The organism is Micromonospora sp. USAFONa4, from assembly GCF_057197825.1.
The window spans coordinates 5,744,338-5,761,683 of sequence record NZ_CM170072.1 but is presented as its reverse complement, the minus strand read 5'-3'; the positions used below and the strand labels follow the sequence as shown (position 1 = coordinate 5,761,683).

At 74.4% G+C, this 17,346-nt stretch carries 15 protein-coding genes; 3 read left to right on the top strand and 12 right to left on the bottom strand.

Annotated elements, in window-relative coordinates; genetic code table 11:
- Positions 1-1,306: 1,306 nt before the first annotated feature.
- Together AC0OO9_RS25390 and AC0OO9_RS25385 are read right to left on the bottom strand one after the other, a co-directional pair.
- Complete coding sequence (locus tag AC0OO9_RS25390) at positions 1,307-2,815, bottom strand: replication-associated recombination protein A (RefSeq protein ID WP_484512901.1); 1,509 nt, start codon at positions 2,813-2,815, stop codon at positions 1,307-1,309.
- Positions 2,816-2,891: 76 nt separating this feature from the next.
- Positions 2,892-3,113 (bottom strand): hypothetical protein, encoded by a 222-nt coding sequence (locus tag AC0OO9_RS25385; protein WP_089000992.1) that lies wholly within the window; start codon positions 3,111-3,113, stop codon positions 2,892-2,894.
- A gap of 165 nt (positions 3,114-3,278) precedes the next feature.
- On the opposite strand from AC0OO9_RS25385, the gene AC0OO9_RS25380 reads away from it, so the two are divergent.
- Positions 3,279-4,019 carry a GNAT family N-acetyltransferase gene (locus AC0OO9_RS25380; protein WP_484512898.1) on the top strand — a complete coding sequence of 247 codons (741 nt, stop codon included), beginning with the start codon at positions 3,279-3,281 and terminating at the stop codon, positions 4,017-4,019.
- Between the two features lie 166 nt (positions 4,020-4,185).
- Here the strand turns inward: AC0OO9_RS25380 and AC0OO9_RS25375 are convergent, their stop codons facing one another.
- The 5 genes from AC0OO9_RS25375 to AC0OO9_RS25355 form a co-directional block, all read right to left on the bottom strand.
- On the bottom strand, positions 4,186-5,535 hold the full coding sequence (locus AC0OO9_RS25375) for an MFS transporter (RefSeq protein ID WP_484512895.1): 1,350 nt from the start codon (positions 5,533-5,535) through the stop codon (positions 4,186-4,188).
- Positions 5,532-6,158 carry a helix-turn-helix domain-containing protein gene (locus tag AC0OO9_RS25370; RefSeq protein ID WP_357719067.1) on the bottom strand — a complete coding sequence of 209 codons (627 nt, stop codon included), beginning with the start codon at positions 6,156-6,158 and terminating at the stop codon, positions 5,532-5,534. Before AC0OO9_RS25370 ends, AC0OO9_RS25375 begins: the two co-directional genes overlap by 4 nt.
- A gap of 108 nt (positions 6,159-6,266) precedes the next feature.
- Positions 6,267-6,965 (bottom strand): sugar nucleotide-binding protein, encoded by a 699-nt coding sequence (locus AC0OO9_RS25365; protein WP_484512892.1) that lies wholly within the window; start codon positions 6,963-6,965, stop codon positions 6,267-6,269.
- 167 nt (positions 6,966-7,132) lie between these two features.
- Positions 7,133-8,938: an aspartate--tRNA ligase gene (gene aspS / locus AC0OO9_RS25360; protein ID WP_484512890.1), complete on the bottom strand. Its 1,806-nt coding sequence runs from the start codon at positions 8,936-8,938 to the stop codon at positions 7,133-7,135.
- A 121-nt stretch (positions 8,939-9,059) separates the two neighbouring features.
- A complete protein-coding gene (locus AC0OO9_RS25355; protein ID WP_484512888.1) occupies positions 9,060-9,734 on the bottom strand; it encodes a hypothetical protein in 675 nt (224 codons plus the stop codon).
- A gap of 284 nt (positions 9,735-10,018) precedes the next feature.
- Between AC0OO9_RS25355 and AC0OO9_RS25350 the strand changes: the two genes are divergently transcribed.
- On the top strand, positions 10,019-10,690 hold the full coding sequence (locus tag AC0OO9_RS25350; RefSeq protein WP_484512886.1) for a hypothetical protein: 672 nt from the start codon (positions 10,019-10,021) through the stop codon (positions 10,688-10,690).
- 76 nt (positions 10,691-10,766) lie between these two features.
- Here the strand turns inward: AC0OO9_RS25350 and AC0OO9_RS25345 are convergent, their stop codons facing one another.
- The 3 genes from AC0OO9_RS25345 to AC0OO9_RS25335 form a co-directional block, all read right to left on the bottom strand.
- A complete protein-coding gene (locus tag AC0OO9_RS25345; RefSeq protein ID WP_484512884.1) occupies positions 10,767-12,374 on the bottom strand; it encodes an MFS transporter in 1,608 nt (535 codons plus the stop codon).
- A gap of 103 nt (positions 12,375-12,477) precedes the next feature.
- The gene (locus tag AC0OO9_RS25340) at positions 12,478-13,527 is read right to left on the bottom strand and encodes a S1 family peptidase (RefSeq protein ID WP_484512882.1); all 1,050 of its coding nucleotides are present in this window, start codon (positions 13,525-13,527) and stop codon (positions 12,478-12,480) included.
- 323 nt (positions 13,528-13,850) lie between these two features.
- Complete coding sequence (locus AC0OO9_RS25335; RefSeq protein WP_421458241.1) at positions 13,851-14,327, bottom strand: winged helix-turn-helix transcriptional regulator; 477 nt, start codon at positions 14,325-14,327, stop codon at positions 13,851-13,853.
- A gap of 56 nt (positions 14,328-14,383) precedes the next feature.
- Between AC0OO9_RS25335 and AC0OO9_RS25330 the strand changes: the two genes are divergently transcribed.
- On the top strand, positions 14,384-14,905 hold the full coding sequence (locus AC0OO9_RS25330) for a PaaI family thioesterase (RefSeq protein ID WP_089001004.1): 522 nt from the start codon (positions 14,384-14,386) through the stop codon (positions 14,903-14,905).
- Between the two features lie 102 nt (positions 14,906-15,007).
- Here AC0OO9_RS25330 and AC0OO9_RS25325 read toward each other — a convergent pair whose 3' ends face one another.
- Together AC0OO9_RS25325 and hisS are read right to left on the bottom strand one after the other, a co-directional pair.
- The gene (locus AC0OO9_RS25325) at positions 15,008-15,940 is read right to left on the bottom strand and encodes an acyl-ACP desaturase (protein ID WP_484512879.1); all 933 of its coding nucleotides are present in this window, start codon (positions 15,938-15,940) and stop codon (positions 15,008-15,010) included.
- A 69-nt stretch (positions 15,941-16,009) separates the two neighbouring features.
- Positions 16,010-17,338 (bottom strand): histidine--tRNA ligase, encoded by a 1,329-nt coding sequence (hisS, locus tag AC0OO9_RS25320; protein WP_484512877.1) that lies wholly within the window; start codon positions 17,336-17,338, stop codon positions 16,010-16,012.
- Positions 17,339-17,346 lie beyond the last annotated feature (8 nt).

The window sequence follows — 17,346 nt, the reverse complement described above, 5'->3', positions numbered from 1 at the left end:
TCGGGTGCGGCGCGTCGGCCGCGCGGGGCGGAGCCGTGCGGCGGCTGCACCCCGACGCCGGGAGGCGCGGCGGGGGCACCGGGCACGGGCGGGGCGTTGCCGGAACGCGGCACCGGCGGGGCGTCGCCAGTGCCGGGCACCGGCGGGGCATTGCCGGAACGCGGTACCGGCGGGGCACTGCCCGTGCGCGATACCGGCGGGGCACTGCCCGGACGAGGTGCCGGCGTCGCGTCCTCCTCGGCGGCGCGGCGTCGGCCGGCCGGCGCGCCGGGGTGTCGGCTCCGGTCGGTGCCGTCGCCGTCGGGCATTGGCGGGGCGGCCGCCGGCACGGCTCCGGTGCCGTCCGGCGGGACGGGAACGCCGGCGTCGACCGGGCCCCGCCGCATCCGGCCGGAGCGGGGGTCACGTCCGTCGGCGGGGGCGCCGCGCAGCTCGCCGGTCGGCGGACCCGCGGGCGGCTGGGGGGCGCCGGGGGCCGGGACACCGACCCGGGCGGCGCCCACGGCACCGCCGGGCCGCCCGGCGGCGGCCGGTGGCGGCGTACCGCCCGGCACCGCCGCGCGGCCGTCGGGCCGCCGACCGGCCGGGTGCGGCGCGTCCGGGTGCGGGGGCACCGGCGCACCCGGCCGGGGTCCGGTCGGCGTGCCGGGGGGCGTGCCGGGCGGCGGCCCGACCTGGGGGCCTACGGCCGGACCGGGCTGCGGCCCGGTCCGCGGCTCGGCCTGCGGAGCCGCCGGGAAGCCGGCCTGCGGATGCGGTGCGGAAGCCCGCTGCGGGCCGGCCGGCGGAATCGCCTGCGGGCCCGTCGGGGTGCCCGGAACGGGGCGTGGCCGCCGGTCCGGGCCGTCCGGGCCCGGTTGCGGACGACCGGCCGCCGGGGGGCGGCGGACGGGCTGGTGCGATGGGACGGCCTCGGGGGCGGCGGGGCCGGCCGGCCGGGGTGGTTCCGGCGTACCGGGCCAGGGTCCGTCCACCGGACGGGAGCGCGGCGGCTCGGCGTCGCCGCGACGCACCGAGGGTGCGGCGGCGGGGCCGGGGCCACGGTGGGGCGGCGGCCCGGCAGGGCCGGGAGCCGTCGGGTCACCCGGACGGGGGCCGGCAGGCGAGGCGGGTTCCAGCCCGCCCGGCCCCAGCTCGGTGCGCTGCTGCTTGGCCGAGCGCAGGTCGTCGATCCAGCCGAACTCCTCGCCGCTGATCGGCTCCTCGGGCTCGGCCTCGGCCTTGCCCCGTCCCCAGCGGCGCCCCTTGGCGCGGGAGTCGCGCCGCTCTTCGGGGCCGTCCTCCGGTCGCTCCGAACCACGCGATTTCACTGCTGACCCTCCCCGGCGGTGTCACTGCCGCCCTCTCGCGCCGCGTCGGCGCCGCCCGTGTCCGTCTGCCGGCGGCCGTTGTCCGCCGAACCGCTCCCGCCCCCTGCAGCCGGGGGCGCGGCCGGCGCGGGCAGCCCCCGGACGATACGGCGCAGCAGCGGCAGCCGGGTGGCGACCGAGCGCTCGGCGCCGTGCTGACTGGGCCGGTAGTAGTCGGTGCCGGCGAGGTCGTCGGGGGCGTACTGCTGGGTGACCACGCCACGCTGGTCGTCGTGCGGGTAGCGGTAACCGGTCCCGTGCCCCAGCCCCTTGGCGCCCGAGTAGTGCGCGTCGCGCAGCCCGCGCGGCACCGCCCCGCCCCGGCCGGCCCGCACGTCGGCGATGGCCGCACCGATCGCGGTGGTCGCCGAGTTGGACTTCGGCGCGGTGGCCAGGTGGATCACCGCCTGGGCGAGGTTGAGCTGCGCCTCGGGCAGCCCGACGTACTCCACGGCGTGGGCGGTGGCGGTGGCCACGCTCAGCGCCGTCGGGTCGGCCATGCCGACGTCCTCGCTGGCGAAGATGACGAGGCGACGGGCGATGAACCGGGCGTCCTCGCCGGCGACCAGCATCCGGGCCAGCCAGTGCAGCGCGGCGTCCACGTCGGAGCCGCGCATGCTCTTGATGAAGGCGCTGGTCACGTCGTAATGGGCGTCGCCGGCCCGGTCGTAGCGCACGGCCGCCACGTCGACCGCCTGCTCGGCGGTGGCGAGGTCGATCCGCCCGGCGCCGAGGGCCGTGGCGGAGCCCGCCGCCGCCTCCAGCGCCGTCAGCGCCTTGCGTACGTCGCCGGACGCGAGGCGTACGAGATGGTCCTCGGCCTCGGTCTCGAGGGTGAGCGCGCCGCCGAGGCCGCGCTCGTCGGCGACCGCGCGGCGCAGCAGGTCGCGCACCGCCGCGTCGTCCAACGGCTGGAGGGTGAGCAGCACGCACCGCGACAGCAGGGGCGAGATGACCGAGAAGTACGGGTTCTCGGTGGTCGCCGCGAGCAGCGTGACCGTGCGGTCCTCGACGGCGGCGAGCAGCGAATCCTGCTGGGTCTTGCTGAACCGGTGCACCTCGTCGATGAAGAGCACCGTCTGCGGGCCGCCGGAGCGGCGCTGGCGGCGGGCGGTCTCGATCACCGCGCGCACGTCCTTGACCCCGGCGGTGAGGGCCGACATGGCGACGAACCGGCGGTCCGTGGCCCGCGCCACCAGGTGCGCGATGGTCGTCTTGCCGCTGCCGGGCGGGCCCCAGAGGATGACCGACATCGGCGCCGTGGCCGAGACGAGCTGGCGCAGCGGGGCGCCGGGCGCGAGCAGGTGATCCTGACCGACCAGCTCGTCGATGCTGCGCGGGCGCATCCGGACGGGCAGCGGCGAGTCCTCCCCCACCGCGGTGAACCCGTCCACACCGACGGAACCCGCGGGCGTCAGGGGCGCTCCGGCGGGTTCACCGAGGGAGAAGAGGGCGTCGGACTCCATCAGGGGAACAGTACAAGGCCCGGCCGACGGCGCCGGAAGCGCGCCGTCGGGCCGGGCCCGTGATGATCGGATACGGTCAGCCGCGGCCGGGACGACGGCCCCGGTACCAGCGGCCGCCACCGCCGCCGCCACCGCCGCGCGGGCCCCGGCCGACCCCGGCCAGGTACAGGGAGAGCAGCAGCAGGCCGATCAGTACGAGGGTGTTCCAGTTGAACAGGTCCGGGGCACCGAAGTTGGTGTCCAGCAGGTCGATGAGCAGGGCGAAGCCGAAAACGACCGCCGCGAGAATGGCGAGCATGACGTTCCTCCGGTGGGGGTTCCCAGTGGGTCGGCGCGGGATGTACCCAATCGGTCCGCTCGCCAATCTCCACCGTGGATCGGCCCCGTCTCCGGCCGGCTTCGGCGACGGCAGGAGACCGGGGTCCGCCGGCAGGAGGCCGGAGACCGTCCTAGGCTTGCTGACATGATCAGCGCCGACCAGGTCCTGGAGGGGCGGGATGCCATCCTGGCGGCCGCCGGTCACCACCCGTACGTCCGGCACGCGCTCGCCCGCGACGAGGTGCCGCGCGGCTGGCGGCGCGACGACGCGGTGGGCTGGCTGCTGCCGGCGGAGCACGGCCCGCGCGGCGGCGCGATCGGCGCCCCCGGGCCGGCGGTCGAGGTCTTCGCCGACCAGGTCGCGCGGGGCGCGCTGCGGCCTGGCCAGTGGCTGCACCTGCCGCGGCTCGACCCGGCGGCGCTGCCCGGCCGGCTGGCGGTGGCCCGGCACGACGAGTGGGACTTCCTGTGGAGCGCCGCCGCGCCGCCCCGCCAGCCCGACGAGGAGCGGGTGGTCCGGCTCACCGGGGCCGACCACCCCGCGCTGACGGCCCTGATCGACGAGGCGTTCCCGAGCACCACCTCGCGACCGGGCGACCCGAGGATCGTCGACTGGTACGGCATCCGCGACGGCGACCGGATCGTCGCCTGCGGCGCCGACCGCAGCCGGGGCGACATCGGCTTCCTCGCCGGACTGGCCGTCGCCCCCGACCGGCGGGGACGGGGGCTGGGCGCGGCGCTGACCGCCGCCATGACCCGGGCCCTGCTCGCCCGACACGACACGGTGGCGCTCGGCGTCTACAGCGTCAACGTCGGGGCGATCCGGCTCTACCGGCGGCTCGGCTTCACCGGCGCCCTGGCCCGCAGCTCGGTGCACCTGGCCTGAGACGCGCGGCACGGCCCGGGCCGGCGCGGGGACCGTCGCTCGCGCATCGTTGCGCCCCTGCATCGTCCCCGCCCGCAACGCGGGGACCGTTGCTCGTGCATCCTTGCGGCCCAGGCATGGTCTCGGCCCGCGCCGCCGGGGCGACCGTCCGCCGCCCCGGCGGAAGTCAGGCGGGCGTTTCCCGACCGCCATCGGCGTTGCCGCTCGTCAGGGCCATGTCAGCGGCGCGATCCGCGGGCCGCACGGGATCGGCGGTGTCGTGCCCGACCGGGCCCGACCGCCTCCGCCGCTCGGCCCGCCAGGCGGGCAGGTAGAGCGGGGCGGCGACGGCCAGCACCACGGCACCGACGAACATCGCGAGGCTGATGCTGGTGCGGTCGGCCAGGGCGGTCAGGACCACGGCGCCGAGCGCTCCGGCCGGCTGGGACATCATCGAGTTCAGCGAGATGACACTGGTCCGGTAGGGACCGTCGACCTGACGGTGCAGCAGCCCCATGTGCAGCGGGTTCGACGCGCCGTGGACGGCGTAGCAGGCCAGGAAGGCGATCAGCACCCCGACCGGGCCGGCGAAGAGGCCCATCCCGACGACCGTGACGCCCTGCAGGACGCGCAGCAGCGCGGCGCTGGGTGCGGCACCCAGCCGGCGCAGCATCAGCGGGGTCAGCGCGGCGCCGGCCGCGTTCGCCAGCCAGGCCACCGAGGTGGCCGGGCCGAGCAGCGCCGCCGCCCGGTCGGCGTCGCCGACGACCTCCGCGAGGCGGACCGGGAGTAGCGACTCGAAGGTGACCATGCCGAAGCCCCAGAACAGCTCCACGGCCACCAGGGCCAGCAGCACCCGGGAGCGGCGCAGCAGCCCGAACGCCTGCCCCACCATCCGGGGTGCCTCGATGATCGAGGCGCGCAGCGCGCCGGCGCCCTTGGCCGATCGGGTCTCCGCCAGCAGGATCAACAGCGCGACCAGCGCCACCGTCTGAAGGGCGATGGCGGCGAGCACCGGCAGGGTCAGCGCGCTCACCGGCCCGATCGGGCCGAGCGCGACCAGGCCGCCGCTGAGCAGCGCGCCGGCACCGATGGCGACGCCGATCACGGTGCCGGCGTGGCCGAGGCCAGGCTCGTACTCGGCCTCCGGGTCGGCGGCGAGGGTGGCGTCGACGTACCAGGACTCCAGCGGGCCACTGTCCAGCGCCCGGTAGACACCCTGCAGGGCCCAGGAGAGGAAGAAGAGCCAGAACGAGTCGGCCACCGCGAAGACGGCGAGCGAGATCACGCAGGTCACCCAGGCGGTGACCAGCACGGGCTTGCGGCCGAGTGCGTCGGCGAACCCGCCGGTGGGCAGTTCCAGCGCGAGGACGATCAGACCCTGCGCGGTGGCGACCAGGCCGATCTGGGAGAGCGAAAGGCCGCGTTCCTGCATCAACAGGATCATCACCGGGATGAGCAGGCCGGCGGGCAGCCAGCGCAGGCCGTAGAGCACGAGAAAGCGACGCCGGATCTGGCGTACGGACAGGGCGCTCATCGGTCCTCCTCGGACAACGGGTCCGCGAGCCGCATGTCCGCCAGCATCGGGAAGGCGGCGAGGTAGATCTGCACCTGCTCCGCACCCGGCTCGGCCGGGTCCGCCTCGCCGTGGAACCGCTCCAGGACCCGCCACAACTCGGCCGTGAGCGCCGCGAGCCGGTCCGGCGGGACGGTCATGAAGATGTCGCCCATGCCGAGGGCGTCACGCCAGGCCGGCGAGTATCCGTGGCGGACGGCGAACCAGTGCTCGGCGTGCTGGACGAAGTACCGGACCTGGTCGCCTTCGATCCACTCGATGGCCGCCCGGGCGTCCGGGTCGTCGTCGAAGTCGCTGGGCTCCCAGTTGGTGACGTCGTGCGCGGCACGCCAGAACCGCTGCCGCCCGGTGCCGAGGTCAGGATCCTCCACGACGAGGCCGACCTCGGCGAGCTGACGCAGGTGATAGCTGGTGGCCCCGGTGTTGGTGCCGAGCAACTCGGCGAGGCGGGTGGCCGTCGACGGGCCCTTGATCCGTAGTGCACCGAGCAGCCGCATCCGCAGCGGGTGCGCCAGCACCCGCACCTGCCGGTGGTCGATCCGGACCTCGCGAGCCGGCTCACGGGCGGCCGAAGGATTCTCCATTCCTGCACAATATCTGTGCACACTTCCTGTGCACAAGAGTTGTGCACAGGAAGTGTGCATCAACGACGGCATTCGCACGGGTCGTCTCGGGCACGGCTCCCGGGCGGGTCAGCGGGTGAGCAGTTCGCGCACCCCGCGCAGGCGGGTGGCGAGCAGCCTGGCGGCGCGGGTGGAGAGGCGCACCTCCACGGGGCGGAGCACGCCGGCAGCGGCGCCGGTGGTGGTCTTCCTGCCGGCCGGGTCGATGCCGGAGTGCGCGGCGACCAGCAGGCCCAGTTCCGCGCGGCTGACCGCGTCCGGACCGGCCACGTTGAGCGGGCCGGCGTGGTCGGTGCGGAGAAGCTCCAGCACGGCGGCGGCCAGGTCGGTGACGTCGATCGGACAAGGCAGTTCGTCGGTGAACAGGCTCGCCCGGCCGGCGAGCGCGTGGCGGCAGAGCCGGATCTGCTTGCTCCCCTCCCCGACGATCAGCGAGGTACGCACCAGCGCCGCGCCCGGGTCGAGGACGCGGACGGCGGTCTCGGCCGCTGCCTTGGCGGCCCCGTACGGGAAGATCGGGCTGGGCGGCTCGTCGTCGGCGTACAGCTCCGAGCGGCCGGCGTGCACCGCGTCGCTGGACACGTGCACGAGCCGCGCCCCCGCCTCGACGGCGGCGTACGCGACGTGGGCGGCCCCGTCGGCGGTCACCGCCCAGTCGCCGTACCGGTAGGGGGTGCCGACCACGGCTTCGGGGCGGACCCGGGCGACCAGCTCGCGCACGGCGGCCCGGTCCGTCACGTCGAGCCGGCGCGTCTCGACGCCCGGCACTCGCCCCGGCCCGAGTGGTACGTCCCCTCCCCTCTTCCCTGCCACGGACGATCAAGAGGTTTGCGTCATGTCGTCGGGGCAGATCATGACGCAAACCTCTTGATCGACACACGAGGGCGAGCCGGGGCGGAGGCCCCGGCTCGATCTCGCAGGGAAGGCGGGTGGGGTCAGGTGGGGTCGGAGACCGGGGCGGCCGGGCCAGCCGTGCCGGTGTGCGGGGCGGCCGCCGGCTTCGGCTTGGCGTCGATGCCGGCCTCGGTGCGCTGCTGGCCGGTGATCGGCGTGGGCGCGCCGGTCAGCGGGTCGAAACCGCCCCGGGTCTTCGGGAAGGCGATGACCTCGCGGATCGAGTCCGCGCCGGCGAGCAGCATGCAGACCCGGTCCCAACCGAACGCGATGCCGCCGTGCGGCGGGGCGCCGTACTTGAACGCCTCCAGCAGGAAGCCGAACTTGTCCTGCGCCTCCTCGGGGGTGATGCCGAGCAGCTCGAAGACCCGCTTCTGCACGTCGCCCCGGTGGATACGGATCGAGCCGCCACCGATCTCGTTGCCGTTGCAGACGATGTCGTACGCGTACGCCAGCGCCCGGTCCGGCGCCTCCTCGAACCGGTCGACCCACTCGGCGTTCGGCGAGGTGAACGGGTGGTGCACGGCCGTCCAGCCGCCCTCGTCCGTACGCTCGAACATCGGCGCGTCGACCACCCAGCAGAACGCCCAGGCGCTCTCGTCGACCAGGCCGGCCCGCTTGGCGATCTCGATCCGGGCCGCGCCGAGCAGCTCCTGCGCCTCGCGGGTGTTCGTGCTGGCGGCGAAGAAGACGGCGTCGCCCGGCTTCGCGCCGACCGCGTCGGCGAGCCCGCCCAGGTGCTCGGCCGAGAGGTTCTTCGCCACCGGCCCCCGCGCCTCGCCGGTCTCGGCGTCGAGCACCACGTACGCGAGGCCGCGCGCGCCGCGTGCCTTGGCCCAGTCCTGCCAGCCGTCGAGCTCCTTGCGGCTCTGCGCCGCGCCACCGGGCATGACGACCGCGCCGACGTAGCCGCCCGCGTCGATCGCGCCCGCGAAGACCCGGAACTCGGTGCCGCGCAGGTAGTCGGTCAGCTCGGTCAGCTCGACGCCGTAGCGCAGGTCGGGCTTGTCGGAGCCGTAGCGGGCCATCGCGTCGTGCCAGGTGATGCGCGGGATCGGCCGGGAGATCTCGTGGCCGGCCAGGTCCTTCCAGAGCGCCGAGACGATCGCCTCGCCGAGGTCGATGACGTCGTCCTCGGTGACGAAGGACATCTCGATGTCGAGCTGGGTGAACTCCGGCTGCCGGTCGGCGCGGAAGTCCTCGTCGCGGTAGCAGCGGGCGATCTGGTAGTACCGCTCCATGCCGCCGACCATCAGCAGCTGCTTGAACAGCTGCGGCGACTGCGGCAGCGCGTACCAGCTGCCGGGCTGCAACCGCACCGGCACCAGGAAGTCGCGGGCGCCTTCCGGCGTGGACCGGGTCAGCGTCGGGGTCTCGATCTCCAGGAAGTCCCGCTCGTGCAGCACGGTGCGGGCGAGCTGGTTGGCGCGCGAGCGCAGCCGCATCGCCTTCGCCGGGCCGCTGCGGCGCAGGTCGAGGTAGCGGTAGCGCAGCCGGATGTCGTCACCGGCCTCGACCTGGTCGTCGACGGGCAGGGGCAGCGGCGCCGCCTCGGAGAGCACCTCCAGCTCGGCGGCGGTCACCTCGATCTCGCCGGTCGGCAGCTCCGGGTTCTCGTTGCCCTCGGGACGGCGGGTCACCTCGCCGGTCACGCGGACGCAGAACTCGTTGCGCAGCGCGTGCGCGTCCTCCTCGCGGAACACCACCTGGACCACGCCGGACCCGTCGCGCAGGTCGACGAAGATCACGCCGCCGTGGTCGCGCCGGCGGGCCACCCACCCGGCGAGCGTCACCGTGGTGCCGGCGTCCGTCGCGCGCAGGCTGCCGGCGTCATGGGTACGGATCACGACTCGCGTCTCCTCATCTGCGGTACACCGTTACCCCTGGCATTCTGTCAGCCCTCCCCTGCCCGCCGTTGCGGGGTGAGGGGAGGTGGGGTCCGGCCGGCGACGCAGATCCCTCCCCCCGCTACAGCCCGATGTCCCAGGCGCGCGCGGTCAGCACCACCGTCCCGTCGTCGTTGACGTCGGTGACCTGCACCAGCGCCATCTTCCAGGTGTCGCCGCGCTCCCGGGCGTCGCTCAGGGAGGTCCGGACGCACAACACCACGCCCTTGCGGGCGGGAACGTTGATGTCCGTGCCGATGGCACCCTTCGCGATCCGGTCGTCGCAGTCGGCGGCGCTGAGCGCCGCGGCGTCGACCTGGGCGCCCCTCGCCCTGCTGGCCAGGTTGAAGTACGACGAGTCGCCGCCGCAGCGGGAGGTGAACCGGAGCTCCTCGCCGTTGCTGACCCGCACCTCGGGCTTGTCCAGGTCGATGTCCAGGTCGCTGCCGCAACTGGCCCGCAGCGTGAGGCGCTCGTCGACGTACTTCTCCTTGACCGGGGCCCGCGGGTCGAGGGACGGTTCGGCGCTCCCGCTGACGCTCGGCTCCGGTGGCGGCGGTTCCGCCCCGGTCGTCGCCGGCGCCGGCGCGGTCGACGTTCCCGCCGGCTCGCCGGAGCCCGGCCGCTCGTCCACCCGGCCCGCACCGGCCGCCCGGGCGATGTCCCGGGCGTCGTTGGCCTGGTCGAGGGCCCGCAACGACAGCACGGTGGCCAGCAGGCCGAGGAGAACCGCCAGCGCGGCGGCCCCGACCACCACCAGGGACAGTCGGCCACCACCACGCGGTTTCGTGCTGCCGGGCCGCCCTGGACGGGCGGCGGCGGGGGGCCTTGCTGGTCCGAGGTCATCTCGTGGCTCCTCACGTCGGATGGCCGAACAGCCGCCGCCCATGCCTGTTGCCGGGCAACCGCCGGGCACGGGGCGCATTTATCCCAGAAACCACGCAAGATCGCTGTCAGCAACCCGTCACCGGCCGGGGACACCACGTAACCGCCGAGCCGGGATAATGAACCGCCCCCTCGATCTTGCGCAGGTGAACCCCCATGACCGAGCCGTCAACCGGCACGGATTCCTCCCGCCGCCGGCGCGGTCTGACGCCCGGCGAGAAGACCGGCGCGGCGATCGGTCTGGCCAGCCTTCTCGTCGCCGTGCTCGCCTGGCAGTGGCCCCGGCAGAACCAGGACCCCCGGCCCACCCCGCCGCCGAGCCCGTCGCTGGTGACCACGAGCGGCACCGCGCCGGTCAGCACCCCGGCCACCACCGCCAGCGTCGTCCCCAACCGGACGTACCTCGACGCGCTGACGCCCGAGACCGGCGCCGGTTACCTGCGACCGCTGCCGCGCGCGCTCGCCGGCCGGACCGACCTGCCGCACCCGGTGCTGCTCTCCTGCCCGACCAACGACGGCGCGGACCGCGCCCGCTCGGTCAGCTACCCGCTGAAGCGCCGCTACCTCGACTTCTCGGCCACCTTCCGGGCCTGGTACCCGCCCGACCAGGACCCGGAGTCCGCCGTGCGGATCAGCGCCGTGGTGACCATCCGGCAGCCCGACGACACCTTGACCCGGCAGCCCCGACCGGGCCGCACGACCACCATGTCCCGCCCCGCGGAGACGGTCTCCTTCTCCGTGGAGGGGGCCGACCTGCTGACGCTGACCGTCGAGTGCAACCTCGGCGAAGGCCTCGCCGTGCTCGGCGACGCCGCGCTCACCCGCTGATCGGCGGCGGTACGTCGGAGACGGGCGGTTTCTCCAGGATGCCCGGGCGGGCGATCCGGGCCGGGGCACGACGCGGTCAGTCCCGGGGATCGGCCGGCAGGAGATGGTTCACCACGATCTCCCCGACGGTGAGCGCCCGGGCCCGTTCCTCGACGCCCCGGTCGGCGCCGGTGAGCCGGCCGCCGTGCTGGCGCAGATGCTCCTCCCACGACGGCACCTGGTAGACCTCGACGAAGCCGTCCTCCCGTTCGCCCGGGCGGAACAGGCCCCAGCGCATCGCCCCCGTACGCCGTCGGGACCTGCCCACCAGGCGCATCGCCGCGACGAACTCCGCCTGCCGCTCCCGCGGTACCGTGTAGGAGACGGTCACCAGCACCGGCCCGCCGCGTGGGTCCGCGGGCAGCGTCAGGTGCGGCTCCGGCCACCAGACGGCCGGGTCCCGGTCGAGGCCCCGGGTCTCGCGCAGCGGCCAGAGCGGTACGGTCACCGCGCCGACCGCCATCGTCCCGGCCGCCGCGGCGAGCGCCACCACGAGGCTGGTCAGCTCGCCGAGGGCACCCCAGGCGACCGCACCGAGCGCCTGTCCGCCGGCGAAGACCATCTGGTAGACGGAGAGGCCGCGGGCGCGTACCCAGCCGGGCAGGAAGAGCTGCATGGCGGCGTTGACACTGGACAGCACTGTCATCCAGGCCATGCCGGCGGGCACCAGGGCCAGGGCGACCGGCACCGGGCCCGGCGCCAGGGCGAGCACCACCAGGACGGCGGCGTAGACCAGGCCGGCCAGCAGCAGGAGCCGGTTGGTGGTGAGCGCCAGCCGGATCCGGGGCAGTACGAGGGCACCGGCCACCGCACCGACGCCGAGCGCGGCGAGCAGCACGCCGTACCCGCCCGCGCCCAGGTGCAGGCGGCGGCTGGCGACCAGGGGCAGCAGGGCCCACAGTGCGCTGCCCGGCACCACGAACAGTGCGGCGCGCAGCAGGATCCGGCGGACCACCGGCGAGTGCCGCACGTACCGGCCGCCGGCGCGCAGCGCGGCGGTGAACCGCTCCGGCAGGTCGTCGCCGCTGGCCCGTTCCGGCCGCCAGCGCAGCAGCGCCAGCGCGAAGACGGCGAACGACACCGCGTTGACGGCGAAGACGGTGGCGACGCCGGCCCGGGCGACCAGCACCCCGGCCACCGCCGGGCCGACCGCGCGGGCCAGGTTCACGCTGATCGACCCGAGCGCCGAGGCCGAGACGAGCTGGGAGCGGGGCACCAGCTCGGGGATGACCGCCTGCCAGGCCGGCAGGGTCAGCGCCTGCCCGACGCCGAGGGCGAACGTCAGGGTGAGCAGCAGCGCCGGCGGCATCCGGTCGGCGGCGGTGAGGCCGGTCAGCAGTACGCCGACGGTGGCCAGGAAGAACTGCACCCCGATCAGCAGCCGGCGGCGGTCGAGGGTGTCCGCCAGCGCGCCGGCAGGCAGGGCGAGCAGCAGTACGGGCAGCATGCTGGCGGTCTGCACCAGCGACACCAGGGTCGAGGCGTTGGCCTCCTCGACGAGCAGCCACTGGGCGCCGACGGTCTGCATCCAGGTGCCCACGTTGCTGGCCAGGACCGCCAGCCAGAGGCTGCGGAACGCGGCGAGCCGCAGCGGGGCCCAGGCGGACGTGACGGCGTCGGCGGGCGGGGGCGGGGAGGCGCTCACCGACCGGAACGTACCCCGGCCCGCCCGCTTGAGTCCGGCGAACCGTTCCGGGCACGCGGACGGGCCGCCGGGATCACCCGGCGGCCCGTTGCGGTGCGATCGATCAGAAGATGCTGACGCCGTAGCGGCTCAGCGCCTCGCCGACCGGCTGGAAGTAGGTCGTGCCGCCGGTGCGGCAGTTGCCGCTACCACCGGAGGTCAGACCAAGGGCGATGGTGCCGCTGAACAGCGAGCCGCCGCTGTCGCCCGGCTCGGCGCAGACGTTGGTGCGGATCAGGCCGGAGACCGAGCCCTCGGCGTAGTTCACCGTGGCGTTGAGCGCGGTCACCGAGCCGCCGCGCAGGCCGGTGGTGCTGCCGGAGCGCTGCACCGACTGGCCGACGTAGGCGTTGCCGGCGGCGGTGATGTCCCGGAAGCTGCCGTTGTAGAGGGAGACGTTGCCGGCGGCGTTGGCGGAGTTGTTGTGCCGCACGATGCCGTAGTCGTTGCCGGGGAAGCTGGTGCCGGTGCGGCTGCCCAGCAGGCTGGTCTGGGCGGAGTTGCTGTACCAGCTGGCCGAGATGTTGGTGCAGTGCCCGGCGGTCAGGAAGTAGTAGGTGCTGCCGCTGCGGACGTTGAAGCCGAGCGAGCAGCGACCGCCGCCACCGGCGTAGATGGCCTGGCCGCCGGAGATGCGGGTGCCGAGCACGCCGGCCTCGGCCTCGATCCGGATCGCGCCGTTCATCCGCTCGGCGGCGGCCTTGACGCGCTCCAGCTTGGCGCCGGTGACGGTGCTGTCGACGGAGACGACGACCTGGTTGGTGGCCGGGTCGGTCCACCACGCGGTGCCGGGGATCTTGGCGGAGCGGTCCAGCTCCGAGGTGGCCCGGGCCAGCTCGCTGGCGCCGCGCTTGACGATCTTCGGGGTGGCGCCGGCGGCGCTGACCTGCCGGGCGGCGAGCGCGTCGGTCACGGTGACGACCATCTTGCCGTTGGCGTCGGCGTACGTGCCGGCGGACCGGTCGCCGAGGCGCTCGGCCAGGCCGGCGGCGGCGTCGGGCGAAGCGAACGAGGGTGCGGCCTGGGCGGGCGCGCCGATCAGCGAGCCGGCGACCATGGCGCCGGCCGCGGCGACGACGGCGGCACGACGGAGCGAGGACCTCGTGGGTCGCATGCAACAACCTCCAGAAGGGGGTGACAGACCCGCGCCGGGGCGACACGAGCCGGGAGCAGCCCTGCCGATCTGGGGGTACCGGCCGAGCACACTGAAGTATTCACATACTTGAGTTCGTATGCAAGACCCGGCTTTGTCCTTTTCGCCCCGGCTGCTGCGGTCACCAACCCGAAACATCGCGGACACAGGCGTACGTCTATATGCTTCGCCCACCGTCCCACCATCCGGTACGCGCGCCCCGGCGGCCCTCGTGACGTCACCAGGCGGACCGGCGCCGACGGCACGCGTCGCGGCCCTGGGCCGATCCACCCGCCGACGGACGGTCAGCCGGCGCGGCGGCGCGCTCCGGGCCCCGGCCGCGGCACCACGTCGCGCGGCCGGTCGACCTCGTGCCCGCGCTCGCAGCGCAGCTCGACGCGGACCTCCGCGCCGCAGTCGCGGTGCGCGACCGTCAGCGGCGAGCCCTCCGGGTCGGCCAGGTAGCGGTCCCCCCAGCCGAGGACGGCGACCAGCACCGGCCACAGGTCCAGCCCCATCCCGGTCAGCCGGTACTCGTGGCGCTCCCGGCTGCCGGGCTCCCGGTAGGGCTCGCGCCGCAGGACGCCGCGCTCCACCAGCATCGCCAGCCGGTTGGCCAGCACCTGCCGGGGCACGCCGGTGCGCACCCGCATGTCGTCGAAGCGGCGGACGCCGTTGAAGACCTCGCGCAGGACCACGAGGGTCCACCGCTCACCGAGGATCTCCATCGCGCGGGCGATGGTGCAGTTCTCCACCGACCAGTCCAGTGCCGCGGGTCTCATGCGCTCCAGGCTAGGTCTGATTGACAGACTCAGCAACGCGCTGCCAGGCTGGGTCCATGACACAGACGCAGGATCCGGCGCGCAGCCGCACCTTCTCGTGGTCCGACCCGGGCATCAACGCCGCGCACGTCGGCCGGCGCGGCGGCCTGGAACTGCTCCGCGCGATGATCGCCGGCGAACTGGCGGCGCCGCCCATCATGCATCTGGTCGACATGTCCCGGATGGAGGCCGACGAGGGGTGGGTGGCCGTCGAACTCGTCCCGCAGGAGTTCCACTACAACCCGCTGGGCACCGTGCACGGCGGGGTCATCTCCACCCTGCTGGACACCGCCGCGGCGTGCGCGGTGCACACCACCCTGCCGGCCGGGGTCGGCTACACCTCGCTGGACCTGAACGTGAAGTTCCTGCGCCCGGTCACCGTCGCGAGCGGCACGCTGCGCTGCGAGGGCACCGTCCTGCAGAGCGGTCGCCGCACGGCCCTGGCGGAGGCGAAGCTGCTCGACGCGAAGTCGCGCCTGGTCGCGCACGCCACCTCCACCTGCCTCCTCTTCCCCCTGGACCCTCCGCCCACCGAGTAGTCGATCATGCGGTTGTGGTGCCGGGACACTGGCGATTCGCGGCTTCCGTCCCCCGCCACAACTGCATGATCGACGAGGCGAGAGGCGAGGGCCGGGGGCGGGTCAGCGGGCGGCCAGGCGGGCCGCGCGGGCGTCGCGCTTCTCCTCGAAGCGGGCGGCGGCACGCTCCAGGTCGTCGAGGTGCGCGGCGATCTGGTCGCGGGCGGCCTCGCCGTCGGCGTCGAGCCCCGTCACGTTGAAGACGTCCCACTGGCGCAGCACCGGCGCCACCACCTCGTCGCGGTGCTGGCGCAGGTCGTAGATGCCCGCGAGGGCGATCGCCACGGACTTGCGGGCGAAGCCGTCGATGCCGTTGCCGGGCATCTGGAAGTCGGCCACCACGTCGGCGACCGCCCGCATCGCCTGGCTCGGCGCCAGCTCGAAGGCGGCGGCCAGCAGGTTGCGGTAGAAGACCATGTGCAGGTTCTCGTCGGCCGCGACCCGGGCCAGCAGCGCCTCACAGGCCGGGTCGCCGGTGACCCGACCGGTGTTGCGGTGCGAGATCCGGGTGGCCAGCTCCTGGAACGAGACGTACGCCAGGGAGTGCAGCACCTCGTCGTCGTGGACGTTGGCGTAGCCCGCGGTCATGTGCGTCATGCGGGCCCGCTCCAGCGCCACCGGGTCCACCGCCCGGGTGACGGTGAGGTAGTCGCGGATGGCGGTGCCGTGCCGACCCTCCTCGGCGGTCCACCGGTGCACCCACGTGCCCCAGGCGCCGTCTCGGCCGAACAGGGTGGCGATCTCGTGGTGGTACGAGGGCAGGTTGTCCTCGGTCAGCAGGTTGACGATCAGCGCGGTACGGGCCACGTCGGGGATCGTCGAGTCGCTCTCCGCCCACGCCTCGCCGCCCAGCGGCCCGTCGAAGGTACGCCCCTCGCTCCACGGCACGTACTCGTGCGGGAACCACTCCTTGGCGATGGCCAGGTGCCGGTCGAGGTTCTTCTCGACGACGGGTGCCAGTTCGAGGAGCAGGGCGGTCTGGCTGAGTGCGGTCACGACGATCTCCCTACGGTGGCGTAACTTACGCCACCGTAGGTCCGATCGCGCGTACGCGCCAGTAATGTCTCAGCTGACCAGCGGCCTGAGGTCCGCCCGGGGCGGCGTCCACTCCCCCGCCTCGGCGGCGGCCTGCTCGCCGGAACGGATGTCCTTCACCTCGTCGGCCGCGCCGTCCACCCCGGGGAACCAGACGTACGGGATGCCCCGCCGCTCGGCGTAGCGGATCTGCTTGCCGAACTTCGCCGCGCTCGGCGACACCTCGGTCGGCACGCCCCGCGAGCGCAGCGCCTCGGCCACCCGGTTGCTGGCGGCGCGCTGCTCCTCGCTGGTCACCGCGACCAGGACGCAGGTCGGCACGTCCCGCGACACCGACAGCGCGCCGGCGCCGAAGAGCAGCCCCAGCAGCCGGGTCACCCCGATCGAGATGCCCACCCCCGGGAAGCGGGTGGCGCCGGCGCTGGCCAGGTTGTCGTACCGGCCGCCGGAGCAGATCGAGCCGAACCGCTCGTAGCCGATCATCTGGGTCTCGTAGACCGTGCCCGTGTAGTAGTCCAGGCCACGGGCGATGCGCAGGTCGGCCACGCAGAGCCCCGGCGAGTGCGCGGCGGCCGTCTCCACGACCCGGACCAGCTCCTCGACCCCCTCGTCGAGCATCGGATCGCTGACGCCCAGCGCGCGGACGGCGTCGGCGAAGGAGGCGTCCGGGGCGGAGATCTCCGCCAGCGACAGGACCGCCTTGGCCTGCGCCTCGCTCGCCCCGGCCGTCTGCGCCAGCAACTCGGCCACCCTCGCCGGGCCGATCTTGTCGAGCTTGTCCACCGCGCGCAGGGCCGCCTCCGGGTCGGTCAGCCCGATGCCCCGGTAGAAGCCCTCGCAGATCTTGCGGTTGTTGACCTGGATCTTCACCGGCGGGATCGGCAGCGAGCGCAGCGCGTCGCCGATCACCAGCGGCATCTCCGCCTCGTGGTGCGGGGCGAGGGTGTCGCGGTCGACGATGTCGATGTCGGCCTGGAGGAACTCGCGGTAGCGCCCCTCCTGCGGCCGCTCGCCCCGCCACACCTTCTGGATCTGGTAGCGGCGGAACGGGAACTGGAGCTTGCCGGCGTTCTCCAGCACGTAGCGGGCGAACGGCACGGTCAGGTCGAAGTGCAGGCCGAGCGCGTCGTCGCCGGTCGGGCCGTCGGCGTCGGCCTGGAGCCGCCGGATCAGGTAGACCTCCTTCGAGGTCTCCCCCTTGCGCAACAGCTGGTCCAGCGGCTCCACCGCGCGGGTCTCCAGCGGGGCGAAACCGTACAGCTCGAAGGTGTCGCGGATCCTGTCGAGGACGTACTGCTCGATCATCCGCTGCGCGGGCGTCCACTCCGGGAAGCCGGAGATGGGCGTGGGCTTGCTCATGATGGCTC